This is a genomic window from Bradyrhizobium sp. 139, assembly GCF_023074175.1.
Classification (GTDB): Bacteria; Pseudomonadota; Alphaproteobacteria; order Rhizobiales; family Xanthobacteraceae; genus Bradyrhizobium.
In genome coordinates, this window is sequence record NZ_JADPKS010000038.1 from 25,747 (window position 1) to 51,577 (window position 25,831).

General features: G+C 58.0%; 19 protein-coding genes and 4 pseudogenes. 10 read left to right on the forward strand and 13 right to left on the reverse strand.

Annotation, left to right across the window (positions count from 1 at the left end):
• Positions 1 to 35 precede the first annotated feature (35 nt).
• The 4 genes and pseudogenes from IVA80_RS10340 (at position 36) to IVA80_RS10355 (ending at position 5,314) form a co-directional block, all read left to right on the forward strand.
• Positions 36 to 1,286 carry an HlyD family efflux transporter periplasmic adaptor subunit gene (locus IVA80_RS10340; protein WP_247428799.1) on the forward strand — a complete coding sequence of 417 codons (1,251 nt, stop codon included), beginning with the start codon at positions 36 to 38 and terminating at the stop codon, positions 1,284 to 1,286.
• A gap of 3 nt (positions 1,287 to 1,289) precedes the next feature.
• Entirely contained in the window at positions 1,290 to 3,680 is a 2,391-nt protein-coding gene (locus IVA80_RS10345) for a peptidase domain-containing ABC transporter (RefSeq protein ID WP_247428800.1), read from the forward strand.
• Between the two features lie 557 nt (positions 3,681 to 4,237).
• Positions 4,238 to 4,435, forward strand: a pseudogene (locus IVA80_RS10350) (integrase); the annotation flags it as partial.
• 423 nt (positions 4,436 to 4,858) lie between these two features.
• Positions 4,859 to 5,314: a hypothetical protein gene (locus IVA80_RS10355; protein WP_247428801.1), complete on the forward strand. Its 456-nt coding sequence runs from the start codon at positions 4,859 to 4,861 to the stop codon at positions 5,312 to 5,314.
• Here IVA80_RS10355 and IVA80_RS10360 read toward each other — a convergent pair.
• From IVA80_RS10360 to IVA80_RS10370, 3 genes are all read right to left on the reverse strand, one after another.
• Positions 5,277 to 6,338 carry a type IIL restriction-modification enzyme MmeI gene (locus IVA80_RS10360; protein WP_247428802.1) on the reverse strand — a complete coding sequence of 354 codons (1,062 nt, stop codon included), beginning with the start codon at positions 6,336 to 6,338 and terminating at the stop codon, positions 5,277 to 5,279. The genes IVA80_RS10355 and IVA80_RS10360 overlap by 38 nt on opposite strands.
• Positions 6,339 to 6,758: 420 nt before the next feature.
• The gene (locus IVA80_RS10365) at positions 6,759 to 7,076 is read right to left on the reverse strand and encodes a DNA methyltransferase (RefSeq protein ID WP_247428803.1); all 318 of its coding nucleotides are present in this window, start codon (positions 7,074 to 7,076) and stop codon (positions 6,759 to 6,761) included.
• 41 nt (positions 7,077 to 7,117) lie between these two features.
• On the reverse strand, positions 7,118 to 7,465 hold the full coding sequence (locus IVA80_RS10370) for a type IIL restriction-modification enzyme MmeI (RefSeq protein WP_247428804.1): 348 nt from the start codon (positions 7,463 to 7,465) through the stop codon (positions 7,118 to 7,120).
• A gap of 375 nt (positions 7,466 to 7,840) precedes the next feature.
• On the opposite strand from IVA80_RS10370, the gene tcmP reads away from it, so the two are divergent.
• Positions 7,841 to 8,395, forward strand: coding sequence for a three-Cys-motif partner protein TcmP (gene tcmP / locus IVA80_RS10375; protein WP_247428805.1), 555 nt, complete (start codon positions 7,841 to 7,843; stop codon positions 8,393 to 8,395).
• On the opposite strand, the pseudogene IVA80_RS10380 reads toward tcmP, so the two are convergent.
• Positions 8,375 to 8,926: pseudogene (locus tag IVA80_RS10380) on the reverse strand (ATP-binding protein); the annotation flags it as partial. The gene tcmP and the pseudogene IVA80_RS10380 sit on opposite strands and share 21 nt — an antisense overlap.
• A gap of 39 nt (positions 8,927 to 8,965) precedes the next feature.
• Here IVA80_RS10380 and IVA80_RS10385 point away from each other — a divergent pair.
• Positions 8,966 to 9,748, forward strand: coding sequence for a tetratricopeptide repeat protein (locus IVA80_RS10385; protein ID WP_247428807.1), 783 nt, complete (start codon positions 8,966 to 8,968; stop codon positions 9,746 to 9,748).
• Between the two features lie 396 nt (positions 9,749 to 10,144).
• Positions 10,145 to 10,462 carry an erythromycin esterase family protein gene (locus IVA80_RS10390; RefSeq protein WP_256467361.1) on the forward strand — a complete coding sequence of 106 codons (318 nt, stop codon included), beginning with the start codon at positions 10,145 to 10,147 and terminating at the stop codon, positions 10,460 to 10,462.
• Positions 10,463 to 10,983: 521 nt separating this feature from the next.
• Here the strand turns inward: IVA80_RS10390 and IVA80_RS10395 are convergent.
• The 5 genes and pseudogenes from IVA80_RS10395 to IVA80_RS10415 form a co-directional block, all read right to left on the reverse strand.
• Positions 10,984 to 11,208, reverse strand: coding sequence for a hypothetical protein (locus tag IVA80_RS10395; RefSeq protein WP_247428809.1), 225 nt, complete (start codon positions 11,206 to 11,208; stop codon positions 10,984 to 10,986).
• A 226-nt stretch (positions 11,209 to 11,434) separates the two neighbouring features.
• Positions 11,435 to 12,136 (reverse strand): annotated as a pseudogene (locus IVA80_RS10400) (response regulator); the annotation flags it as partial.
• 117 nt (positions 12,137 to 12,253) lie between these two features.
• Positions 12,254 to 13,501, reverse strand: a complete 1,248-nt coding sequence (locus IVA80_RS10405) for a hypothetical protein (RefSeq protein ID WP_247428810.1) — start codon at positions 13,499 to 13,501, stop codon at positions 12,254 to 12,256.
• Positions 13,502 to 13,508: 7 nt separating this feature from the next.
• A complete protein-coding gene (locus IVA80_RS10410) occupies positions 13,509 to 13,688 on the reverse strand; it encodes a hypothetical protein (RefSeq protein WP_247428812.1) in 180 nt (59 codons plus the stop codon).
• Between the two features lie 601 nt (positions 13,689 to 14,289).
• Positions 14,290 to 14,721 (reverse strand): annotated as a pseudogene (locus IVA80_RS10415) (hypothetical protein); the annotation flags it as partial.
• A gap of 164 nt (positions 14,722 to 14,885) precedes the next feature.
• On the opposite strand from IVA80_RS10415, the gene IVA80_RS10420 reads away from it, so the two are divergent.
• The 3 genes from IVA80_RS10420 to IVA80_RS10430 are packed head-to-tail and all read left to right on the forward strand — an operon-like array spanning position 14,886 to position 16,726.
• Positions 14,886 to 15,395, forward strand: a complete 510-nt coding sequence (locus tag IVA80_RS10420; RefSeq protein WP_247428815.1) for a hypothetical protein — start codon at positions 14,886 to 14,888, stop codon at positions 15,393 to 15,395.
• Between the two features lie 3 nt (positions 15,396 to 15,398).
• Positions 15,399 to 15,920 (forward strand): hypothetical protein, encoded by a 522-nt coding sequence (locus IVA80_RS10425; protein WP_247428816.1) that lies wholly within the window; start codon positions 15,399 to 15,401, stop codon positions 15,918 to 15,920.
• On the forward strand, positions 15,905 to 16,726 hold the full coding sequence (locus IVA80_RS10430; protein WP_247428817.1) for a hypothetical protein: 822 nt from the start codon (positions 15,905 to 15,907) through the stop codon (positions 16,724 to 16,726). Before IVA80_RS10425 ends, IVA80_RS10430 begins: the two co-directional genes overlap by 16 nt.
• A gap of 2,728 nt (positions 16,727 to 19,454) precedes the next feature.
• Here the strand turns inward: IVA80_RS10430 and IVA80_RS10435 are convergent.
• The 4 genes from IVA80_RS10435 to IVA80_RS10450 are packed head-to-tail and all read right to left on the reverse strand — an operon-like array spanning position 19,455 to position 25,808.
• Positions 19,455 to 21,395, reverse strand: a complete 1,941-nt coding sequence (locus IVA80_RS10435) for an alpha amylase C-terminal domain-containing protein (RefSeq protein WP_247428819.1) — start codon at positions 21,393 to 21,395, stop codon at positions 19,455 to 19,457.
• Between the two features lie 8 nt (positions 21,396 to 21,403).
• Positions 21,404 to 22,705, reverse strand: a complete 1,302-nt coding sequence (locus tag IVA80_RS10440) for a cupin domain-containing protein (protein ID WP_247428821.1) — start codon at positions 22,703 to 22,705, stop codon at positions 21,404 to 21,406.
• 15 nt (positions 22,706 to 22,720) lie between these two features.
• Positions 22,721 to 23,953 carry a cupin domain-containing protein gene (locus IVA80_RS10445; protein WP_247428823.1) on the reverse strand — a complete coding sequence of 411 codons (1,233 nt, stop codon included), beginning with the start codon at positions 23,951 to 23,953 and terminating at the stop codon, positions 22,721 to 22,723.
• A gap of 4 nt (positions 23,954 to 23,957) precedes the next feature.
• Positions 23,958 to 25,808: a GMC family oxidoreductase gene (locus IVA80_RS10450; protein WP_247428825.1), complete on the reverse strand. Its 1,851-nt coding sequence runs from the start codon at positions 25,806 to 25,808 to the stop codon at positions 23,958 to 23,960.
• Positions 25,809 to 25,831: the final 23 nt, after the last annotated feature.

Genomic DNA, 25,831 nt, shown 5'->3' on the forward strand with positions numbered 1-25,831 from the left:
AGATGCTCCGCGGAGCGCTTCAGCAAGGTGCGTCCATGTCGACTCGGCCGGCTCTATTTCGCAAGGAAGCTGTCGATTTTTTGCATCAGCGCCACACCTGGGGTGAGGTCGTATTGCTGCAGCCGCTGTCGAGCACGCTCCTTAGCTGGAGCCTTGCGGCGCTCGTTGCACTCATTTTGTGTTTTCTCTCCATCGCGCAATACGCGCGCAAGGAGACCGTCTCCGGGTATCTGACGCCGACCTCCGGCACAGCTAAGATTTTCGTACCACAACAGGGCTTCATCAAAGCGATACACGTGAAGGAGGGGCAAGAGGTTGCGGAGGGTGACCTGCTCCTGACCGTAGTCACTTCCCAAATCACCGCCAATGGCGATGACGTCAATGCCACCGTGCTTGCGGTGCTGACGCAGCAACGCAATGTGGTCGAGCGACAGATCGATTCGGAGGATCGCCGAACCGTCTCGGAACAGGATCGCCTGGGTTCCACGATCAAGGGGATTGAAGGAGAGATTGCCCAACTCGAGGACCAGCGGAACATCCAAAACGAGCGACTGAAGCTTTCCGAGAGCTTCGTATCAACGGGCGCTAAGCTAACCGCGAGCGGCGCATTGCCAACGATTGAGCTCAAGCGCCGCGAGCAGGCCGCACTTGAGCAAAAGCAGAGCGTGGTGTCGCTCGATCAGCAGATCACCGCCCGACGCACCCAGTTGACAGACGCTCGGCATACACTCGAGCAACTCCCAACGATCGCCGCAGAGAGGATCCGAGGACTGCGTAATGAACTCTCCTCGATCGAACAGCGCGTGGCCGAGGTGAACGGGCGGCAGGCTTACGTTACCAGGGCGCCAACGAGTGGGCGCGTGTCTACGCTGCAGGCGACTGTTGGCCAGATCGCTGATCCGAGGCATATGCAGCTCGAAATCATTCCCCTTGATGCGCACTTGCAGGCGGAGCTGTTCTTTCCGACACGCGCATTTGGTTTTGTGCGCCCCGGCCAGCAGGTTAGGATACTTTACGATGCATTTCCTTATCAGAAATTCGGCACCTACCGCGGCAGCGTGACAAAAGTCTCTCACACGATTCTGACCGGCAACGAAACCACCGGCCCGATCGCCCTCAAGGAACCGGCTTACCGTGTGACTGCGGCTCTCGAGCGGCCCGACATCGACGCCTATGGCCGTAAGATGCCGCTTCAGCCGGACATGCTGCTCAGGGCCGACGTTATCCTTGAGCAGCGCTCCCTGATGAGGTGGCTGCTTGATCCGGTGTTAAGCGCAAGGATGTAGCGCATGCAAGGACTATTGAATTTCAGCGGACGCAGATTCCTCCCGGTCATTCGGCAGACGGAGGCGACGGAATGCGGGCTCGCGTGCCTAGCCATGGTAGCGGCTTATCATGGTCATCGAACTGACTTGAACAGCCTGCGGCGCCGGCATCCAGTGTCCCTAAAAGGCGTCACTCTCCGCGACCTCATGGAAATAGCAGCTCGCCTGGGGCTGGCGTGTCGGCCGCTGCGAATCGAGATCGGCCATCTCTGCCAATTGCGTCTGCCGGCTATTCTGCACTGGGACATGGCTCATTTCGTTGTTCTGAAAGCATACAGGAAGAAGGGGATCGTGGTGCACGATCCGGCAGCCGGCGAGAAATGGCTTCCCCTCACTGAAGCATCTAGACATCTCACCGGGGTCGCGCTCGAGCTCTCGCCTACTGAAGAGTTCTGCCGCACAGACGACAGAGCGAGATTGCCGTTCTCGGTATTCTGGAGCGGAATGAACGGAAACACTTGTGCCCTCGCCCAAATATTAGTTCTGTCAGTAGTCATCGAAATTCTTCTCCTCGCCGCCCCTTTCTATATGCAGCTCACCGTTGACGAGGTCATCGCCAGAGGCGATGTCGATCTCCTGGTCGTCCTCGGGCTGGGATTCGCGCTCCTTCTCCTAATACGGGTCGGGTCGACCGCGACCCGCTCGTTCATTATTCTTGTTCTGCAAAACACGTTGAGTTTTCAGATCGGCGCCCGGCTGTTTCATCATCTGGTGCGCTTGCCACTCTCATTCTTCGAAAAGCGGCACATCGGCGACATCCTGTCTCGCTTCAACTCGATCGAGCCCATCCGCAACGTGCTCGCGGAGGGATTGATCACCGGCTTAATTGACGGTCTCATGTCGGTGTTGATGTTGGTGCTAATGTTCACCTACAGTGTCCAACTCGGACTTATCGTCCTGCTGGCGTTCGCGTTGTATGCCGCCCTGCGGCTCGCTCTATTCAGAATGTTCCGACAACGGAGCGAAGCGGCCATTCACAGTAAGGCCGACGAGAACTCCACTTTCATCGAAACCGTGCGAGCGGTGCAAAGCCTGAAGTTGCTCAACCGAGAAAACGAACGGGAGAGCCAGTGGCTGAACCGCTATGCCGCGTATATAACTGCCAACGTGCGGCTAGGTCGGGCGAGGATCAGCTTCAAAGCGATTAACGACACGATATTCGGCTTGGAGAACGTAATCACAATCTACCTCGCCGCTCGCCTCGCACTGGACAATCTCATCACCGTTGGCATGATATTCGCGTTCGTCAGCTACAAGCTGCAGTTCGCTGAGCGGACAGCGCTGCTGATCGAGAAGCTGGTGGATGTCCGCATTCTCGGACTGCACCTGGAACGTCTCGCCGACATTGCGCTCACCCCGCTCGAGCGGGGGCACGACCGAGACCTGTCGTATATCCGACAGATTCGCGGCGAGATCGAACTGCGCAACGTGTGCTTCCGGTATGCAGAAGGAGAGTCGCTGATTCTTAACAACGTCAATCTGTGCGTTGCTCCCGGACAATTCGTGACGATCATGGGACCATCGGGCTGCGGCAAGTCTAGTCTTGTCAAGATTATGCTTGGGCTGCTCGAGCCAACGAGCGGAGAGGTTCTGATCGATGGCCTTCCGCTGGGCCAGATTGGACCGCGCGCTTATCGCGAGCAGATTGGCGCAGTGATGCAGGAGGATCAATTGCTGTCGGGATCGATTGCCGACAATATCTGCTTTTTTGATACCGCATTCGATCTGCAAGCGATGATCGATTGCGCGCGGATTGCAGGCATCCACGAGGACATCATGGCAATGCCCATGAGCTACAACAGCCTCATCGGTGACATGGGAAGCTCGTTGTCTAGCGGGCAGAAACAGCGAGTATTGCTTGCGCGCGCGCTCTATCGCCGACCAAAGATCCTGTTTCTGGACGAGGGCACGGCACATCTCGACACCGAGAAGGAAAGGGAAATCAATGCGAATCTCCGGCACCTTAGTATGACGCGCGTGAGCGTAGCGCACCGACCGGAAATTACCCACGGAGCAGATATGATCATCCATCTTGCCGCGGCGGCCAGACCGTTTCGGGTCGGAATGACGAGCCTCAGACGAGAAGCGGGGCCTGCGCAAGATGTCGGTGTCACCGGGTTTGCCTCCGAAGGTGCGAAATCGGCCGAGAACGGCCACGATGACTGCCCCGGTGACGCCACGGGCGATTGCTCGAAGCGCGATAGTGACTGGAAAGACGCCAAGGACGACGACTGCCATTCACAGAAGGACTGCTGTCAGCCGCGGAAAGACTGCAACCCCAAGCCGTCCGACGACTGTGGCAAAGACGACAACCCGGGTGAAGCGCTGGCCAGGATCGACTTCTCACGATGCTGATTCGGCTCGCGCAGTCCGGATCATTCGCATGCAAGGCGCACTCGCTTCGATGACGTCCGACGACCCGCTCGGATACGCCGTCGGCTGGCCAAACGCCTGCTGAAGTCGCACGAGGACGTCCTGGCCGGATAGGAACCAAGCCGATTCTTCGCTCTTTTATTGTTGCCTGGATTCCGATGTAAGGCCGGGCTCAACTTTCCCCCAGCCTTGAGCCTGGGTCGCTCAGAACCTCATGGAATTGGTGTCGATGGTCACGCTCCGGTTGGCTGCTGCCGCCATCAAGGCATTCGAAGAACGTCTCGAACAAACCAGTTGCGGTCCCGCCTGTTCACGCTGGCGGGGCGCCATCAATATGCGAAACAGCGACGTTTTCGCAGATTGAGACGAACGCCCTCTTCGCCTCAGCGTCCTCAAAGCAAAATCGTGTGCCTTGGACTCCGCGCTCGATCCACCAGTCGATTTTGTTTGCCCGCGAAATGCGGGATGCCTCTCCGCGCAATTGATCCACTTGCCTTCCATAGACCCGAACGGTCACACAATTTGTCATTCTCTTAAGCGGCCTTAGGTTTCATGACCTGCGCGGCACGGCAGTGGTTCGGCTGGCGGTCGGCGGTGCGAATGTACCGCAGATCGCTGCCGTAACCGGCCACTCGTTAAAGGACGTCGAAGCCATTCTCGACGCGCATTACTTGGGTCGCCATATTCAGCTCGCCGAAGCTGCGGTGCTGAAGCTCGAAGCAAGAACAAAACTGTAAAATGACCTGTAAAATGAGGCCACCTTACCACGCCGCGCCTACTGCTAAGCATTTGATTTATATGGTGGTGGAAGCAGTCCCGCGAAACCGGTCTCCAGCTCGATTTCCTTGCAAACAGAGGATTTTTCAGGGAATTCTGCAAAATTCCGCTCACAGGCCCCGCTACGACGTCGCAAGCAGTTGAGTTATAACAACTTATTCCCACATTCCCTACCAAGGTTAACAGGGAAATTTTCTAGCAAGTTAGGGATTTCAGCATGGCGAACAAGGGGCCGGACGCAGCTCAAGGTATCGTTGAACAGCTCACCACCCTTCGCGGGTCGTACGCATGCGACGAAGACCGCCTGATTGACGCATGTCCAACAAAAGCTGTCAGCTCATCAATCCCACAAAACTCTGACCAGGCAAAAATCCGATCACCTCTTGAAGGATCTGCTGTTCGACGATGCCGGTCATCGCATGATCGCAACCCACGACGTGAACTTTGGTACGGCCGTTCTGCATGTCCCATTCACCAAGACGGACAAAGCCCGCACGATACCGCTCACTGACCGGGCCGTGGACATTCTGAGAGAGCGTAAAGCGGCATCCGCGTCGGACGCTGAGTACGCTTTTTTGTCAGTGCGAACGCATTCCGGCTGGCATGGGAACGGTGCAAGCGTCGCGCCGAGAACGCCGGGTGCTTTGGTGTACAGGAGCTTCGCTTTCATGATCTACGGCACGAAGCCGTTAGCCGGTTTCTTTGAGAAGGGACTAAACACGGCTGAGCTTGCGTCTATCAGCGGACACAGAGACCTACGGACCCTGTTCCGCTACACCCACCTGAGGCCAGAGGACCTCGTTAAGAAGCTGCGCATTGGCAAGGCGCTGGCCGCATGAATAGCGGCGGCACGTCACAGCCATGCTCCAGTTCGCGTATCCGCTCCAGCATGTTGTAGAGGCCGGTCATAGTCAGAAAGGGATGTTCGGCCAAACGCTGCTTCAAGGCGTCGAGGCGCTCGCCAAGCTCCCGAAGCCGCTCTTGCTGGGCATAAAGAGCATTGTTGGCCGTCAGCTTCGGATCGAGCGCCAGCGGAAGCGGATACTGCATGAACGCCGTATCGTGTTGATACCGGGGTCGATCCTCAAGCCTTCCGGCGACTGCCAATGCCCACCGAACATGGGAGCGCGATGACAAGACGGCCAAGCATTCCGCACGGTCGATCGCGATGCCGATGACCGAGCCGTCGATCAAGTTTTGTGGCCACTCAAGAAAGCTAAACAACTGGTGCTTGGCCACCTCGCTCGTAACGATCACCCGGGAAAGCGCCGTGAAGGCATCTCGCATTTCGGGACGGCGACGTCCATAGAGCCACCAATATTCTTGAAAACCTTGGTCACGGTTTGATAGGCGCTCTGGCCGAACGAAATCATGGACGTGCTGATACAATGCAGGAAACTGTTCGCGAGCTTGGCTTTCTGAAAGACCAGTTAAATCGACCGCATACCTACCTTGCGGCCTTCGGGTCAGATCACTCCCGGCTATATAGATAGGCATACGAAGCAGCGCGTCGCCATTGCCGCGAGACAGCGTTTGCCTCTGGGCAGAGGAAACCAAGAATCCCGATCCCACCAACTTGCATCCTTGCCAAGCCATCAAATCATTCCCGGCAAGTACGCTCAGCAACTGCAAATTCGCGCTTGAACTAAGTCTTGCTGAAATTTTCACCTCTTGCGTACTGAGCAACACTTCAGGAGTGTCCGTGTTTAAACCCGCCTCCGACAAGACAACCGCCAATACGCCGCCGTGATCACCCCTTTCAGCCACTGTCATCGAGATACGGACTGCGGCTTTGTCGGATGCTTTCAGCCACGGATGGTCCGGCACCGCGAACACAAGTGATAGCGGGTGCTTAGCAGCCATGTGCTGCTCTATGACACGCCGCGAGAAAGTTTGCGTAACGGAGTTTGTCGTGATGAACCCGAAGCGTCTTAGAGAGTTCGTCTGCCCTTGCAACGGCTTCCGAAGAAGACGCGTTGCGGCCTCATCCCAGAAGTGCATTACGAAATCCGCTCCCCCGGGGGATGTGCGGACGTGCTGCCCAGACAGCTTCCGCATAGCCATCGCCCAGTTCCGAGCGCATATTTCGACTACCGATGAAAGGCGGATTTCCTACGATGAACTCGACCTCAGGCAGCGCGCTTCGGGTTTACGTAAGTATATAGCGGCATGTGCGCGTCGGGATCGGGAATTTCTTCTCCGGTGATCGGATGGAGTTTTTTGGTCAACCCATCCCAACGCGACAAAGGGCGCCCACTAACATCACGCAACAACTCCTGCCTATCATACTTGATAACGGCATCCTGCTGTTTGACGGTGCCATATGCATTCAGGATCGGTTCGGTAATCGACGCAAGCCCGGCAGTTGAGCTGCCACTTCAAATAGCCAATCCAGAGCACGAGATCGGCGATCGGCACGGCGCGGGGGTTCAGCTCTAGTCCATAGAATTGGCGTGGATTGACTGTCTCGCCTTCCATCGCAAAGCGAGCCTGATCTTCCCCCAGATCGTCAAGCGCCTCCAGCACCTCGCCTTCAAGTCGCTTCATCAACTCAAGACTTACATAGAGAAAGTTCCCGGTGCCGCAGGCAGGGTCCAGCACGCGGGTCGTGCACAACTTGTGATGGTACGCCTTCACAACTGCTAGCGCCCAACATGATCGCCCTTGTCGCGCAGTTTCTTCACCTGCCCTTGAACCAGCTCCCAATCGGTGCGCAATGGTTCGATGATGCTGGGGACAACCAGACGCTCCACATAGGCGCGCGGCGTATAATGCGCGCCTAGCTTTGACCGCTCACGCGGATCGAGTGCTCGTTCCAGCAAGGTACCGAAAATCGCTGGCTCTACATCCGACCAGTCCTTGCCCGCCGCGATCCAGAGTTCGTTAATGTCGTCCCTATCGAGTGGGAGCGCAACTCGCTTCTTGAAAAGGGAGCCGTTAAACTTCTTCAAAGTGGCGTTGAGGTGCGGGGCGTACCCCCCTTCATACACGCTAAGGTCCAGTATAAGAGTGGCTGAAGGTGCTTTAGCGATGCCTCATCACGTCAAACGCTAGGCTCGCAAGCTTCGGACGTACCAAGTTGAATGTCAATTTTGACGGAATTTTTCGTGGGGGCATCCTATAAGTTGGGCGCGCGAAACTCCCCTGTGCCCCCGCTTATGTCGGAGCATCTTGGTCACGGCTAGGTCACAGAGGTCACAGCAATTCGGCTTACCTCGACTTGACCTTAGGGAGGGCATTCCCTTAACCTGTCGACGGTGATCGCCTGTGTTTTCAGGGATTTTTGAGACTTAGCATCAAAGAGACGTCAAGCCCACCGAACCGGTCGAGTTGCCCTCCGAAGGCAAAGGTCACACGTTCGAATCGTGTCGGGTGCGCCACTACGAACTTGGAGGCCAGCACACCGACCTGAAGCTCGCGATCGTCGAAAGCTATTTGACGGCGTTCGCGATCGCGCTCCGCCCCATTTTAATCAGCTTTGGTACATCGATGCGTTCGCTGGCACTGGCTTCCGCACCATCAAGCACGTAGAACGCCGCGAAAATCTATTGGAGGCCGCCGAGCCGCAGCGCATCGAGCAGCGGCGCGGGTCCGCGCAGATCGCCCTCGGTGTTAAGCCGCGGTTTGACTTCACGGTCTTTATTGACGCGAAGCCGTCCCATGCCGCCGCGTTAATGGATCTTAGAGCGAAAAATCCGCAACGGCATATCGAAGTCGTCAACAGCGACGCGAACCAAGCGTTGCGATCAATCGTAGAGGCAAACTCGTGGGCCTCGACGCGGGCGGTGCTATTCCTCGATCCGTACGGAATGGAGGTCGAGTGGCAGACGCTCGAAGCAGTGGCCTCGACCAAGGCTATTGATGTGTGGTTCCTGTTTCCGCTATCTGGCCTTTACCTGTCAATCGGCTTGCAAATTTGACCGCTCATCGGCGTCCAATTTTGACCCCTTTGCGCGGCGAGGTTTGCTGGTAGCGCTCGTCTCGTCGGAGCTGGCCGGGATAGCGGAGGCGAGACGAGCGCGGGTGGCGTGATCGTCGTCGCGGCTTTTGAACCGCCAGCTGTCGTTGCCGGTCTCGACAATATCGCAGTGGTGAGTCAACCGGTCGAGCAACGCAGTGGTCATCTTGGCGTCGCCGAACACGCTCGGCCATTCGCCGAAGGCGAGATTGGTGGTCACGATGACGGAAGCGCGCTCATAGAGCCGGCTGACGAGGTGGAAGAGAAGCTGGCCACCGGACTGAGCAAAGGGCAAATAGCCGAGTTCATCCAGCACGATGAAGTCCATTCGGGTCAGATGCTCGGCGAGCCGTCCTTGCCGTCCGTTGCGGGTCTCGGCCTCGAGGCGATTGACGAGATCGACCACGTTGAAGAAGCGGCCGCGGGCACCAGATCGGATGCAGCTTCTGGCGATGGCAATGGCCAAGTGGGTTTTGCCGGTACCGGTGCCGCCGGCCTGCGCGTAACGGATCGTTTCGATGAGGCCTTTGCAATGTTGAACAAGGCCGCAACCACAGCGGCTATCGACGACCTCGCGGCGGAGCGCGCGCGGATCCACCACCTGCGTGGCAATCTCTACTTCCCGCTCGGAAGGCTCGTCGATTGCCTGCAGGAGCATGAGCGGGCGCTCGACTGCGCCCGAAGAGCCAATTCATCAGAGATGCAGGCGCGTGCGCTTGGCGGCTTGGGGGATGCCGAATATGCGCGCGGTCGGATGGCCAGTGCCCATCGGCACTTCAGCCGGTGCGCGGAGCTGTCGCGCGCGTCCGGCGCCGGGCGCATCGAAGTCGCCAATCTTAGCATGGTCGCGCATACCCAAGTGTACCTCAATGATTTCTCCGACGCGCTCGCGACGGCCCAGATGGCGGTCGAGTTGGCGGCGCGGGTGGGGCATCAGCGGGCGGAAATCATCGCCCACAACGCGGCATGCACCGTGTTCCGTACGACCGGCGAGTTTGCACGTGGGAAGGTGCATGCCGAGCGGGCCTTGATCCTCGCTCGGCAGCTTGGCGCCAAAAGGTTCGAGGCGACCAGCCTCCGCGATCTGGCCATGGTCGCTCGCGCAGAGGCGAGTAGCTCGGAGGCGATGGACCTGCTGTACCGTGCCTTGGCGATCAGCCGCGAGACAGGGGTCAATTTTGTGGGCCCGTGGATCCTCGGCCAGCTTGCGGTCACGACTGAAAATCAGAGTGAACGTCAAACAGCGCTGACGGAAGGCCAGGAGATCCTCCGCAAAGGCGCGGTGAGCCACAATCATTTGTGGTTCTTCCGGTAGGCGATCGATGCGTCGCTAGACTCTGAGGATTGGGACGGCGCGCTGCGTTACAGCGCAGCGCTCGAGGATTATACGCGGTCAGAACCGTTACCTTGGGCCAACTTCTTCGTCCGATATGGACGCGCTGTTGGTGCATATGGTCACTGCCAACCCGGACAGGATACGACCAGCGACCTTGCCGACCTGGTAGCTGAGGCCGAGCGCCTTGGCATCGGTCCGGCGCTTGGGGCCTTGCGCTATCGCACCAGAAACGTGACATGATTGTAGACTGGGTTTTCTAACGGAGGACCGCTCCAAATCAAGAGCGTCATTTCTGCGGGGCAGATCTTGTCGATCGGTAACGACATCCGCAGCCCCCCCATTTCTGTAAGTCGGGCAGGTCCGCTAAGGGTTCAATTGCGTCGCTTCGCCCCTCCGCCGAGCGCTTCCGGTCTTCCCCCAACAGCGGACGTCACGCATCAAAGCAGCCACTTCCGAAAAGGCACAATGAACGAAACCGCTCGCCTTCGCCGTCGCCTGCTCGAGCCGCGCCTGGAACGTTTCATCGGCGTTATCTACCGCCCGATCACCGAGCTGCAAAGCCACTACGCGGAAGCTTCGCTGCCTCAGCAGTTCGACGCGTTCTTGTGGTTCGACGAGACTCACGCAGTTGGTCCCTTGGGACCGGAGCATCGCCCTATCGGCGTCCCGGACACCTATCCGTTCGGACTCTGAGAGCGACGCCGCGGACCAGACCGCTGCCGCGAGGTCTTGCTGGAAGGAACCATCGCCAAGGTCCTGCAGCTCGCGGGCGATCTTTGCACCGACGGACCCGAGAAACCTCTGCCTTATCGGTCCGTGCTCGATCACATCCGGCGCCTTCTCGCAGCTCGCGAGCAAAGATCCTCCTCATAGCGGCCTTCACTCAGAAGATTCCGAGAAGGGCGAACAGCGCGACCTCGGCCAAGAAGGCGACGGTCATGATCACGATCGTGCCGAACACATCGCCTATCGGCATGAGGGGCATGGCGGGTCTCATGTCCTGCGCCCCTGTCGTGAACCGCAAAGCCACGCAAAAGTTTCGGTTCCGGCTGCCGAGTTCCAGGCATAAGGTCGGCAGCCGGGCAGGCCGTTCACAGAGGGCGCATCATGCGGGTCCTTGAATTGGCGTGCTGGTGCGTGACCGCGGCAGGCCTGGTCATTGTCCTGGCCGTAGTGGCGCTGCTGTGACGGTCATCCTTGGCACCTGCCACCGGTCACTCCTTGAGGTCGAACTGACCGCGCAATCGGTCGGCAATTGCTTCGATCATGTCTGAACGGTCCGCGTCCTGCTGCGACCAGTCACTCATAACTTCGACTTTCCAGAAATCTTCGTGTGGCACGACCGAGATGGCCAGGTTCGTCGGCCAGTCGCTGGCATCCTCCATCTCCAACCTGATCGCGGCCTCAAGTTCTTCGCGGGTTCTCGCTGGCTTCTTCAAGTGTCCATCCGCTGTTGCGCCGGCAGAACGGGACCACCGCTATTTGGCTATTCCTGCGAGCGCATGCTCAGAAGCGCTGTACGCTATCATCGGTGGGCGGTGGTCCACCGAGTCAAAGGCTTTGCCGGAATAATGTTCCGAATACCAGTTACTTCGGGCAGGAGCCAATCGAGACTGCACACGTTCCCGCCGGCGCCATGTCGCGCCAGCAGCACGTCGGCGCAAACTATTTTTCGAGCTGGTCCAGCACGTCGCGAATCTTGACGGCCAATTCATTGAAGCTGAAGGGCTTCACGATCAACTGAACGCCCTTATCGAGACGGCCGTGATGGATAATCGAGTTGCGGGCATATCCGGTAGTGAACAGGACTTTCAACGACGGACGGATGGCTCTGGCCTGAGCGGCGACCTGGGCGCCCGTCATACCGCCCGGAAGCACCACATCGGTAAACAGGAGATCGACTCGGCGTTGGCGGTCGAGAATCCGTAGAGCCGCCGGCCCATCATGAGCCTCCAGCACGCGATAGCCCAGCTCGCGGAGACTGTCGACCGAGTAGCCTCTGACGTCCTCGTCATCCTCGACTACTAGGATGGTTTCTTCCTGTGTCGCCTCCGGATTGAGCATCTCATCAGGTGCAGAATCATTCGATGCTTCACCCGCCAGGCGAGGCAGGTACAGTCTGACGGTGGTACCTTGGCCCACCTCCGAATAGATTTTTACATGGCCGCCCGATTGCTTGACGAAGCCATAAACCTGACTGAGGCCGAGCCTCGTGCCCTTGCCGACGGGTTTGGTCGTGAAGAACGGCTCAAACGCCTGGGCCACGGTTTTTCCGTCCATGCCGACGCCGGTGTCGGAGACCGAGATGACGACATATTGGCCCGCCACCACTTCGCTGTGAGCCGCCACATAGGCTTCGTCGATGTGACCCGCCGCGTCATGGCATGCCCGAAGGTCATCTGCCCGTGCGCAAAGAGCAACGAAGCGACGGCGTACTGACGGTCGGCGTTCATGCGCGCATCTCCCATTCGGTTGTCCGCTGAGCTATGACCCCTGATAAAGACCAGTAAAATGTGGATTAAGGTTGTTTGCAATTTCAGGTTCGATGTGCTCGCCGATGCTACCTTCGCGCAAATTGTCCAGGGTCGGAACCAGCTTTTCCCAGAAAACTTCGAGAATGCGAAGCAATCCAAGCCTGAACTTCATCGCTCGAGCCGTTTCCTCCTGGTTGTAGATCTGACCCATTATGTCGAAAGCATAGTGCTCTCTTATAAGAGTTGGAGGGTGCCTCACGTAAATCAGATCATTCGGAAGAGGCTCGTGCTTTAATTGCAATCGCCACACACAACGACACACAAGATGCCAGACTTGAAAGAAAAGGAAAATTCCAGCATAGCCAAATTCGGGCTCGAGTTCCGTCGCCTTTGCGAACATGATCGCGTATTCCACGCCGATCATGTCGCAATTGATCTCGATATTATATGCGCGGCGAGTTTGATCGCGAAGAGTGATCATCATTTGCGGAATTACGTCGACAACATCGAGCGCGCCTCGATTGAGCAGGATATGACAAAATTCGTGCCCAAAAAGAAAACGGAAACATTGATCGTCAAACTTTCGCGCGCTGAAACTACGGTCAAGTTCTTTCCAGTGCACTTCCCGTTCCTCCATTGGAAAATGCTTTGGCGGGTCGAATTTTGATGGGAGACGCAGCTCTCTACGTAGCTCATCACTTTCTTTTTTGATGATCAGATCAAGTATCGCAGTTTGAAAAGCCTCAGAAGCCGATTCACAGCTCGGCATGTGAGCCCACTGTTCAACGTCGCAGTTCGCCGCCTCCTCCAAGTCGAAGCCAGAGGAATCGAAAGGATAAGCTTCTGCTACAATGGAAAATACACGAGCGAAGAACGAAAATGCTCCCTCTGTGAACAATAATATCGCTCGACCGCTTTCAGGTAGGTCTCCGTACAGGCCCCCTGGGACCTTTCCCGGCCAAATGCCAAGGATCGGAATCTCTACCTTGTCCTTTGCGATGGAACATCCTTGAAGGAATTCATTACAGATCCGAGACAATTTCTTTCTATAAGCAGGACGATCATATTTTGAGCCGGGATAAGGCTCGGGTTCGACGCCATCAAGCGCCTGAAAAAACCCCTCCAAATCCGATGCGAGGAAAGTCCTATCGTACGAACCTCCGCTATAATCTACTGGCTCGATTCCAAGATCCTCGAAACGGCCGAGTTGTTGCTCTTCAAGCTCCTCAATTTCCTCAATGGAAATATCATTCTCCATCGCGTTGTCAGCCGCGCGGAATGAATTTTACTTCGATTGCACCTTTCGTTGCAGCGCTTGCCTTAAAAACCCCCAAAACTGAAACTGACCCTGATGCGTCCATCGCCAGAGACACCTTAACTTCTGCCACCGAAAAATTTGTCACGTGCTTCGAGGCCTCGGACAGCAATGTGTCGAGCTTGGACATGATTGAATTTAAGCTGTCCTGCAGCCTTTCGCCATCTACGTTTACCACTCCGTTGGACGAAGTCTCGCCCGTGTTTGTAGATCCATGGAGAACCAACTTTTCTCCGAATGCCACCGGTAGCTTCCAATTCTGCTCCATCAATACCTCTCTAAGATTGGTGATACTTGCGAACCCAACGTTTTGCCGAATCCCTCGCAACCCAGCAGAAGGTTGAACTTAGACTGAGCATTGTTTGTCTTAAGTATGCTACGTGCTCGGGCTGTGCGTGTCGACTGCAGAAAAAATTGCTTTCGGAAACGTCCAAACGATAGACGCCACCTCTTACCGTCATGCTCGCCTAAAAGTATTGGCACTCTACCTGCCGCAACTCGTCATTTCAGGCCCTTAGCCTGCTTTACCTGCCCGAACATCACTCACGCCGGAATCTAGCCACCGCTAACCAGCGGAAAGCTTACCAGCAAACCGAGGGGAAGCTGTTTATCGGTGCCGGTCCATGTGAAATCCCACTTGCCCCACTCGACCTCGACCCAGGTGTTCGATGATTCCTTCTTGGGCGTCCCCGCAGCGAACTCGAAGGCCGGCTGTATTGGCTTGAGGGAATCTAGTCGTGCCAATTGGACCTCGGTCGGCTGGCCGGTCGACATTGAGAAATAGGGAAGCCGGTTCTCCAATCCATCAAGAGAGAGCAAGCGTTTGGAGTCCTCGTAGCGATGAAACGGTGCCACTCGGCCGGGAACTCATCCTTGATAACAAATAGCCGATGGGTGATCGGCTCCGGATCTCCCTTCAGATAGCCCTTTAGCTTGTCGCGTCGAGTGGTCTCGAACTGCTTGCTGCCTCGCCGCGACGTGTATTTCAGATGCATGATCACGTCGGTACGAGTGTCGAAGTCGAGTTGCAGGTTGTCTTGCCGATCCAGCTGCAGGGTCCAGGTGCTGGTTGCGCCAGCCCCCTCAAATGGCAGGTAGCGCTCATCGCGGAAATTGACCTCGAACATGCCGCTGTCGTTCTGTCCCGTGCTGGTTGCGATCGACGGATGCGCGAGAAGTTGTGCAGCAGGTTATCCGAGCAACTTAACCGCCACCTTTGTAGGCGGTCGCATATTTCAGCCCTCAGCGCCCAGTTGTCCACGCTCGCTGCTTCTGATACAGAAGCTAGGGAGCAACACGGACTGGTCTCCGTAGGATATCGACCGCCATGATCGATAGACGCACATTGTGCGTTGGCGCCACTGTCAGTGCTTTCGTTGCGCGCGGTGACGCTGCGGCCGCCATGCCGAGCGGCCCGCCTCGGCAGCCCATTGAAGCCGGATGGACCTACGCGCAGCTTGTGCCGCCCGCTCGTCAGCCGCGTCGCGAGGATTTCGCGGATCCGAAAGCGTTCGATCAGTATTTAACCGAGAACGCTTATAAACGCTTCGGCGAAGCCAGCATCTCGATCGACAGCGATGCAAGGGCCGAGATTCAGCAAGCGATCGGGCGATCCGTTGAAGCAGCCTTCCGTCCGCAGAAAGGCGAAATACGCAAAGGCGAGACCTTGGATGCGCTTCCGCTCGAATATCGTCGCGTCGTTGTGCTCCGAAACTTCAACACCTTCGTCGAAGTACTGATTGTCGTCGCGCTAAAAGAGGGCAATCGGCTCATAAAGGAAACCGTTAATCGGGTCCAAGGGTTCCTTTGCCCACTCTACCCCATCTGCACCGGGTGATCCATGAGTTACGCAGAACTCTCATTCCAGTTCGCAAAAGAAATTGCCACGCAACTTATCACCTTGTCCTCTGCATTGATCGCCGTGTCCGTCACGTTCCTCAAGGACTTCCGGTCGGATAACCTCAAGCCGCTGCGGATCAGTTGGGGCTTGTATATAGCGGCGATCGTTTGCGGCGTTTGGACGCTCATGACATTAACCGGCACGCTTGAGGGATTATCGGCACCCGGCAAGACATTTGCGGCTTTCGCCGACTCCACGCGCGTGGCGGCCGCTGCTCAGATTATCTTCTTCATCGCTGGGACGATCTCACTTGTCGTGTTCGGCTGGTCGCATGCGTTGGAGCGGCAAGCACCCGGGGGTGGCGCCGCAATAATACCGCCAGGGCGATCCGGTGCCGCCGGCTGTGCCCGTCGATCCAGCCGCAGCGCCCCCGGTGGCCGCTCCAGAAGGACCGCCCGCTCCTTAGCGATGGTGACCGCAATCGGCGTTGCTTGTTGGGAGGTGTCATGCCTCGAAAGGTGATCATCGGTGTTATCGGCGCAACGCATCGAGATGACGAGCCTGTTGCTTCGGAGGTGCTGGGTCTTGCTCGGTCTATTGGCCACGAGATCGGGACCAGAGATGCCATTTTGCTGACCGGTGGCGAGCCAAATGAGGAGGACCGCTCGGTCAAAAGCTTTGCCATGCTGGGATGCCAAGAGGCGAAGCTCGATGAGCACCCATCCGGCCGCATGATCAGCGTCGTGCCCGGACGCACTTCAAATCGTGTCGATCCAGCGCCCGGTACTCGTCGAGTAGTGCTTCAAACAAAGCTTTCATCGATGGGACGAAACCCGATTACCGGCGGCACACCTGATAGATTAATCGTGCTCCGCCACGGCAGAGCAGGTACCCTCGTCGAACTTGCGTTTGCGTTGAGGTGGAACGATCTAGTTGCACCCGTGTTTGTTCGCTCGATCGCGCATTTGCGGGCGGCGAACACGACTCAACAAGAAAAAAAGGAAAAGGATAAGATCCTCGCCGGTATCCGCGAGGCCATAGCCGAATTTCGCGCGGACGGTACATGTGGCATCCCCGAAATCGATCCCGCAGCCTTGCGGCATGCGCTTAGCCAGTGCCTCAATACAACTCAGAACGCGGCGCAAGGTGATGTCGCCATTGCAAAAGTGGCTGTTGATGCCGCCATGGCTGGACTGCCGGATCAGTTCAAGCTTACCCGATTTGAGGGACTGCCCTGCACGACGAACAAATGTGAGAGAGTGCAGAAGGACGTGTTTGAAAAGTCCGTCGAAGAATTGTCCAATCTGCAGCCCGGCGCTGTATTCTAGATATTTATCCACACTGCTGGACATTCGGCCACTTGATTGGATGTTTCGACTGAGGGCTCAAAGCTCATTGCCAAGCAACCGAGCGTGCTAACTTTTCGGCGACCTCCGTTCACGACCTGGCCGGTGACCAGCTGATCGTGAACATATACCCCTACCGGGCAAACTTCACTTCTATCTGACGGACCCTCGCATTGCAGAGTTCACGCGGTGTGCTGAAGGGAATGCGGTGTACGACGCCGACCTTGATGCCGTGTTTATTGACCGAAGTTTGTTCAATCCGTCCGAGTTGGGAATAGTAGGAAAGGCGCTGCACTGGGAGCGATGGGCTCCCAGCCGGTTGCGTTCATAAACACGTTTATCATGTTGATCGTACTTCACTAACTTGGCCATCGAAAGCTCCACCGCTTCCAGCGAGGTATCTTCGATGCCTCAGAGCGCCGCCACAGGGAAATTGAAGCTGATGGGTTTGCCGCAAGCGCGCTCCACCAAGCCTACATTAGGAGCCTCATTACCGCCGATTCAGAGGTCCTGACGGAACTCGCCCAAGCAGGGGTTGGCGATCACCCTGAGCCCGGGCAGAGCAACTCGTTGCACTAGTCTTTTTCGCGGCCGCGCAAATGAGTGTTGGGCTGCTTTTTATGGAACGTATTCGTCCGTTTACGAGGATGCCAGCCATCCGTCGTTTCGAGACAGGATCCGAAGAATTTCGGAGATCTTTGCCAACCTCGCTGGCGACGACGCAACGCTAACAAGCTATCTCCAGTACTTCGTGTCGTCTCAGGCCGCATCGATGCACTGCGGAAGGCCGCGTTGCTCGAGGTGCATAGCGAGAGGCCGCTGTCCGCGGCACAGTTTGACGATGATGGATTAGTGTTAGTCAGCCGGTCTTGGACCGCGTACCGTGTGAGGCCGATGATCTTGGCAAGCTTGCGAAACCGAGCGGTTAACTGCCTTGACGGCTTCAGCGGACGAAACCCTTTTAAGTCAATTGGGCCAAAGCCAATGGCTGAAGGCTGCGGCGACGAGCGCGGCTCCTAATACACCCACGATTAATGCACCCGCATTCTTTACGCGCATCGAAATGAACAGAAGGACGAACCCGACAGCTCCGGCCAGATAGAACGGAAACGAGCCTTGATCTATCGATGGCTTGACGACGTCCCTGGCGCCTCGCATCGCGCAAGAGGCCATCTGATAGACCAGGAGCAAGAGGCCGGCTATCCCACAAAATTGCACGGTCCGTATCACTATTACCAAAGCTGTGTCCGAAACGCGAAAACTAAACGCCGAGGGGAAAACCAATCTATCCCGACGATTGCCAGTGAGCTGAGAAACACGAGAACCCAAACCAACAAGAGGATGGCGAGCACGACATCCATCGGTTCCCCCCTTTTGCCGTTTGCTCCGGCGGTGCGGCTAGTCAGACGCTCGTAGCGGTTGATGAAACTATGTAATGCTCTCCAATAGCTTTCCAGATGCCAAGATTACTAGCAGAAGGGCACAATCCGCTAGTAGCAAGATCGCATGACCCGCCGAATTTCTGAGTAGGCCCATTTGGCGTCTCGCTGCAGGGGACGGATGATGGTGAAGGTGCGGGGGTCCGATGCGCTCCTGCATGCTGAGACTCGGTTCATTGATGCTTTCCTCGCCCGTGTCCGTGCTGAACAGACCAAGTGTGCCAAACGGCTCTGGCAAAGCGAAGGGGAAGACGTCGTGGGCGAAGGGGCGGACTTGGCTAGGGCGTCGCACCGAGTTTCCCCGTCGGCCTCGGCTTATCGCCGTCGCGGCGGAGCAAGTGACGGACGGAAGATAGCTCATAGCCCATCTCCTGCCACTCGCAGAGCGAGGGCGGAAGGAGAGAAGCGAAGCCTTCAGGAACGCAGCCCAGAGGGGCGGCTTGCACACGAGGTCTAGAGAGCATTTTCCGACCTGGCAGAATCGGAAGGGAACCTGCGGGCGCAAAGCGTGATTCGCCCTGAGGGCTGGTGATGGAAGCCAGCCCCCGTGGCTAAACCCCTCTCGCCGGATCTTCGCGTTTGCTGCATCGGAATCAACTCCATTGATGTGTTAAATCATATGAAGCGCACAACGAGGATCCGCCGCTGCACTGGCAACGTATTGGTAGGTCAGAGCTGGACGTGAGTATTAGTTCGGGACGGCGCGACATCCGGTGGATGCGCGAAGCCCGCGTTCAACGCAGCCTTGCTGATTTTAAAGGCTGCGCCGGACATACTGGTCGAGGATACCTGCTTCGCCACCGGCCGACAGTGGCGGCAATTCCGGTTCCTTCTGCAACGCGAATATTTGTGCTCGGCATCGAGGGATCTCTGGTCTGTGCGCGCCCTCCAAAATCGGCGAACGAAAGCCGGTATCGTGCCAAGCACGGCACCTTTCGAAGGGTGGATGGCGCTCCGAGCAGACTTGCGACTGCAGCCAGCCGTGTCTTCTGACCGGCTCAGGTTGGTCGGTCCGTCGATTCGGCATTGAAGCCCTCCGTCACGCGTCGTCCATATGACAATTTACGCAGCGTTCAAGACACGCGGATCGGCAGTTTCTCAGGAGGCGCTCCGGCCAGCGCGTAAAGACAGGGCGATTGCGTGGAATGCTCATCGAAAATGACTGGTCACCCGGACCTCATCAAGCCGCCTACGCTGGGGTCGGTCCCCCGACCAATGCCTCGTTGCGCAAGTCATAAGACAGCCATTCCTCGGCCGCCGTTCGAGGCCTCTCAATGCCGAGCCAAGACAATCAGTCCGTTGGCAGGAATCACCATCTCGGCTGACGTAGGCATTCCGTGCAGGGGTGGCCCTGCGGCAAGCACGCCACCGCCGTTCCCTGCCACAATCGGATTAACCCAGTTGTCGTAGACGTCACTGTTGAAGACTTCGTGCCACGTCCCCGTACGGGGAAGCCCGAGACGATAGCCGAAGTGAGTTGTCTCCGACAGGCTCGACACGACGACTACGTCCTCGCCTAGGTCGTCGAGCCAACGATGGAAAGCGAGCACCCTGGTGGGATTGTGGTAATGAAAGACATTGATACGTCCACGGCGCAGGGCTATCAGGCGCCGTCTTAGCTCAATCAGTTCGCGCGTGAAGCGCAAGTGATTACTCATCGCTTGATCGTGGCCGAGCCCGTCCCACCAAATCCTAAGGTTCGGATCGTGGGGAGAGTCACTCCAAAGCTTGTCCTCGAGGAACTCCTGGCCCATGAACAGCATTGGCACACCGGGGCCGGTCAGCAAAATACCATTGGCGACGCGGGCGCGAGAGCGCGCGTACCATGACCGTGCATCGGACGGATCGGAGATGTAGGCTATGCGTGGCTTTTGATCCTTCGGATCGTGGTTTGTCAGCAGCACGTCATGGTTCTCGAGCATCTGCACGGCACGCCAAGCCCCATCGAATCCAGCCGGAGGCATGAGTGCATCGCGTATCCGTTCGAGACTAATCGGCGCGGATGCACCATGCGCAGCCTGCTCGACGACGCTGCGTATGCCATCGCGCATGCGGTCCGACCAAACCATGTCGAAACCAGCACCGCCGGCGCTACTCGGCCGTACAACCGAGTCCGGTCCTGGGTTCCAGAATTCAGCGATCTGCACCGCTGATGGCTTCGCTGCCTTCACGGTGCTGGTCAAGTCTTGGCAGAAGCGCCAACCGCCGAAGCGGTCGATCACGCTCACTTCGTCGTATCGGAAGCCGTCAACATGAAACTCGTGCATCATTGCCACGGCATTGTCGATCAGGAACTGGCGCACGGAAGCATTCCAGTACGCGAAAACAAGGCCGCCAGCCCAGCCCTGATCGGTGAAATACAGGCTGTCATTGTTGCTGCCGGGGCGGGCGCGATCAAAAAAATGCAGACTTTCATTGCCAAAATCTCCGCCTGCATGGTTGTAGACCACGTCGAGGATCACTGCGATGCCATAGACGTGCAGAATGTCGACAAGGAGCCGGAGCTGGTCGTCGGCGCCGCGGACGTCACTGACCGACACCGGCGCTTGACCGCGGGCGGTGAGCAGTGCGTTGGCGCGATTCAAATAGCGTGGCAGCTCCGTCGGCGGCACACCGTAGTCGAACTCCGGCGAAAAATAGTCGACGCCGTTGTAGCCGAGGCTAAAGGCTGTCGGAAATTCGACGATGGGCAGCGGCTGCACGGCGTTGATCCCGAGATCCGCGAGATAGGGCACCCGATCGAGGACGTCCAGGAATTTGGCGACGCGAACGCCACGACGATCGAAGCCAGCTGCGTCGATAGCGTGGAAGGTGCCTATATGGAGCTGATAGATGACCAGGTCCTCGTAAGCTGGCGGACGGAAGCCGACGTCGTGCCAAGGATAGCGGGCGGAATCAGAAACGACGCAGTTCCAATCGGGTGCCACCAGCTCTCGGGCATAAGGATCGCGCTTGTAACCCGGTCCGTCGGCTCCGACGACGTAGAACTTGTACTGTGCTCCCTCGGCTACACCGGGGATGAAGCCAGCCCAATAGTCGCCGGTATCGCGAACGAGCCGGCAGTTCTCGTCTGGTGCGATCCAGCGGTTGAACGATCCTGAAACGTAAACGGCGGTGGCGCGCGGCGCCCAGGCGCGGAACGTCGCTCCGCCGGGGACGAGGTTCGCGCCCATGGGGGCGTGCGGCCCGACGTGACTCGTATCAGCCGGCATGCTGGCTCCTAGTCGTAACCGCCAAACATCAAGAGATGGATGTCACTGTCGGTGGCGTTCATCATCCCGTGCAAGCCTCCGGGTTTGAGCAGAACGAAATGACCAGCGCGCAAGGTGCGGAGCTCAAAGCATCGTTCGCGGTCGGGGAATTTGTACCAGTCGCCCGTCACCATTACAGCTTGTCCCTGCAGGAGGAAAAAGATCTCCTGGTTATCTCGATGACGGTGTAATCCTATGCCGCAATTGTTCTTGAGGATGTGCAGGTCGATATAGTCGATGGCCAAGAAACTTTCGTGGCGTTCGCCGTCGGGCTTGCGGCCCATGGAATCGAACTGCCACGGCTCGACGATCCGGCCCAGCTCGCCGCTGTCGGAAAAACCGAAATAGTTGGACATGAGGTTGCGATAGTGCAGGACGCCGACGCCCCCGTGAGGATTGGCGCTGATCCCGGCCTTCAGATGGGAATTCCAGCCGCGCAACATCATATTGAACTCGTAGTGATAGTTGCTGCCCCCATTGGAATCCCAGCTATGGCCGCTCTCGTCTGCCCAAGCGACTTCGATGCGGGCCGGCAGAAGCGGGTGCATGAGGCAATCAGGCGATACGGTACGTACGTCCACGTCGTCCTTGCCTTCGCGGTCGAAGTCGCTGCGCTGCCCAAGGATAAGATCGGGACGTGTGATGAGCTCCCCCCTGTCAAGCGACGAAAGGCCGATGGCATCGCCGCCGGCGGAAAAGACCGCCTGCAGGTCATGGCCGTGGTCCCCCCACAGCTCGATCTCGTACCGATCAGTCGCCTCGTTGTATGGAACGGTGATTAGACCGCCGGCATCGCGGCCATTGACTTTCAGGAACAGGCGAATGCTGGTGCCGGGCAAGCCTCCCATTGCATCCGCGAGCTTGGAATCGGGCCCAGCTCGGTAAGATAATTTGAGAAACGGCACGATGCGGTCTGGCACCGGCTCAACGGCTTCGAGATCCTTCCATGCGCGCACCGTCACCCAACCACGAAGCAGATAGGTGTCGGTAACCAGGAAGTCGCGCACGTTCTGCTTCTGGAAATCGGTTTTGTTGTCCTGCCGGGTCGGATCGAGGATCGCTGCATCGGCGCCCTGCGGGCCAGCGAGGTCGAGATGGCTAAACGGCACCAAAGCCTGTAGATGATCAGTGAGATAGAAATGCCGCTCGGCGGCGAGATGATGCGTCTCTGCAACCCCCAGCAGCTTCATCAGAGGATTGCGGCTATTGTAGTCAGGTGTTTCACCGGGCGGCACCCGCAGCACGGTGTCAGGGGGGATGACGATTGGCATTCGGGACCTGCGCAATCAGGAGGAGTGATAACCGAACGCGACGAATTTGAGTGGGGCGGCGTTGCGTTTCGGGTTTCGTACGCCGTGGATGCCACCGCTTTTGGTGAAGAGTGTAATGCCAGGACGGACCGGGATTTCCCGGCACGGTTTAGGGCCGAGCCCGTAGATGTCTGGCATCGGGTCGACGAGAGGAAACTGGGCGTCCACAGCCGGATCGTCGCCGTCGCCCAGATAGGCAAGGCCCTCGCCCTCGATGAAATAATATAGCTCCTCGGAACCGACATGCTGGTGGGTGCCCTCGACAGCCCCAGGCGGCAACTCGACCTCGTGAAAGTACACGATCGTGCCGCCGAGCTCGCGCTGGATGATCCAGCGCATTCCCATGACGTTCTTATTGCCATCGAACTTGCCGGGAGTCGGCGGATCGCCGCGGAAGTAGTCGGCGCTGGTCGGCTCCATCATTGCGTTCTGATAGAACACCGGCGTTACCTCCCGTGCGTCCCGGATCCAGCCGCGCTGGAATGAGACGACGTAGTTCTTATCCTCAATGGTATTGTCACCCGAGTTCGGTGCCGGCTTGTTGGGCTCTTGGTGCGAGTGGGCGTAGTCATTGTCGAAACCCGGATCGACGATGCGGTAGTTGAGCGGCCGGTCGAGATCGGGCTCACGGAATGAGAGCTGCACGCGGTTAACACCTCGGATGTTGGCCAGCGCTGGTTTGAAGCCCGGGATCGCAGTAATCGGCTTGTGCAGCCCCATCTGGTCGAGCACCTTGAACGAGTGCGACACGGTCGGCGGCGGCTCCAGCGTTTCCCAGATCTCGACCTGGTAGGCGTTGACATACCTGTCGAAGAACATCTTGAGGTAGCGCTTGAGGCCGCCTTGGAGGGCGGGATCGGCGTGGCTGATCTCGACCCAAGCAAGAACCTCATCGCCGAGTAGGCGGCCGCGCTCGCGCGTTTGCTCGGCGAGCCGCCCAGCGCGATACTCGATCCGCAGTGCATTGCACAGGAACTTGCCGTCCAAGTAGACCTCGCATTTGAGCACGATGAAGTCGGCGCGCCCCCGCACCTCCAAGACGTTGTACTGATAGCGCGGGCTACGGGTCGCGTTGAGATACTGAGCATGATAGATGCGGTCGGGGTAGAAGACGATCTTGAAAACCTGATTCCACGGCGGCGTCACGTTTTCGTTGAAGGCCGGCCGAATGACGGCATCCTCATCAATCACTTTGAGCCGGGGGTCCATAGGGCTAAATCCTGGTTAGCAGATGGTCAGCCACGCGGAACGAATTCGCCTGGATGGTGAGGGTAGGGTTGGCGCCGCCGGAGGTAGGCATAAAGGCGCCGTCGGTGACATAAAGATTATCGAATTCCCAGACCCGGCACTGCGGATCCAAGACCGAGTCGTTCGGGTCACTACCGAAGCGCGCCCCGCCGAGAATGTGATTGGCCATGCGGGCGAGCGCGTTCTCCGCCATGTAAATCGAGCCTTGCCCCTCAATCTGATAGTCGTGGCCGACCGGATCGCCGCCGTAGCGCAGCACGTCTCCGCACTGCTTCGCCATCACATCCATCAGATAGCGGTCGTGTTCGTGCCAGCCCTTGATTACATACGCAACCGGACGGCCCCATTTGTCCTCGATCTGTGGATGCAGCTCGATGCGGTTATCGAACTGGGGCACTTGGTTGGCCATGAAGCTGATTGACAGGCCGCGGCCGAACTCTGCGTCGAGGAAGTCGATGAAGCGGTCGCCGCGCATGTCGGTAGCCCCCATAAAGCCGTTCCACAACGTATCGAGGTCCTGGCTCCCATAGGTGCGGAACAACGATAGCGGCAGGGCCTGGTCCGATGTGTTGTTGTAGATGGCCGCGCCTGCCCAGAGGCCGTTCTCCTCCAGGAACTCCTCGGTGGCGCAGCAGTCGGTTGCCCAGTCGGCGTCGAGGGCCTTCGACTTGTCGAAGCGTTTGGGCATCAAGGCGCGCGCTCCGCCGAAGCAATGGGTGAGGAAATAGCGTCCAAGGAGTGGGTTGCGATTGATGCGCCGGTCGAACTCGGCGTCGGCCATCGCCGACAATTTGAGTAGACGCACGCTTTCTATGGCCGAGCAGGCCACCACCACGATCTCTGCCTTAACGAACCGCTCGACGCCGCCGGGGTCGAGCAGTCGGACCCCAGTCACCTTGGCTCCTTCACTGACGACATGGGTCACGACACAATTCGGCCAGATGGCAAAGTTCGGCTTGTCCTTGATTGGGCTCAGCAGTGCCACCCAGGTGCTGGACTTCAACCCGAGTGGATCGCCGTAGCGGTTCACGTAGCTAGTCTTGCCGGCTTCAGGATCGGGCTCACCCTTGGCATTGCGCGGAATCTGCCGACCGCTCCAGGGATGGTCCTCGGTAATGACCGCGAGCGGCGTGCGATAGGGCGCGATGCCCGGACCGAGGCGTTTTCCGAGCTCAACCATGCCATCATGCGCGTAACTGCTGATCGGATTAGGCGCCAGCGGCTTTTGGTATTTGACGGCGCTGAACGGCTTCTGCTGATTCTCGCGCGTGCCGTTGATGCCCACCATCTCCTCGGCCATGACGTAATAGGGCTCGAGCGCTCGGTAGTCGATCGGCCAGTCGCGCGCCTCGCGGCGGATGTCGCCGTTTGGATCGTGGGCGATCGGCTTGCGGCGATTGTCGTTGAAGCTTTTCAGCCTGAGGTCGGTCGGAGTAAAACGCAGCGAAACGGCGCCGTATAGTTGCGTGCCACCACCAACCACCTGGGCAGTGTAACCCTCGATCGTGCCGTAGTCGCGGCCGTCCGGTCCCTTATAGACGTGCGGCTCGTCATTGATATCAGGCTCGACGTGGCTGCTGTAATAGGACACGCCGGTATTGGCGAGGCCGGGTACGTGCAGGATCTTCTCGGTGCTCGAGGCATAGATCTCGTCGCGCCGGAAGTCGCTACGCTCGCCCGGGACCTCATAGTGCGGCCGCAGCAGTGGTCCCTTGTCGACGACGAGGACGTTATGCCCTGCTTGGACGAGACGGTGCGCTATCGGAGCGCCGCCTGCGCCGCTGCCGACCACGATCACATCGAACGAGTCCTGCATCACTTAGGTCCTCATCGCTGGGG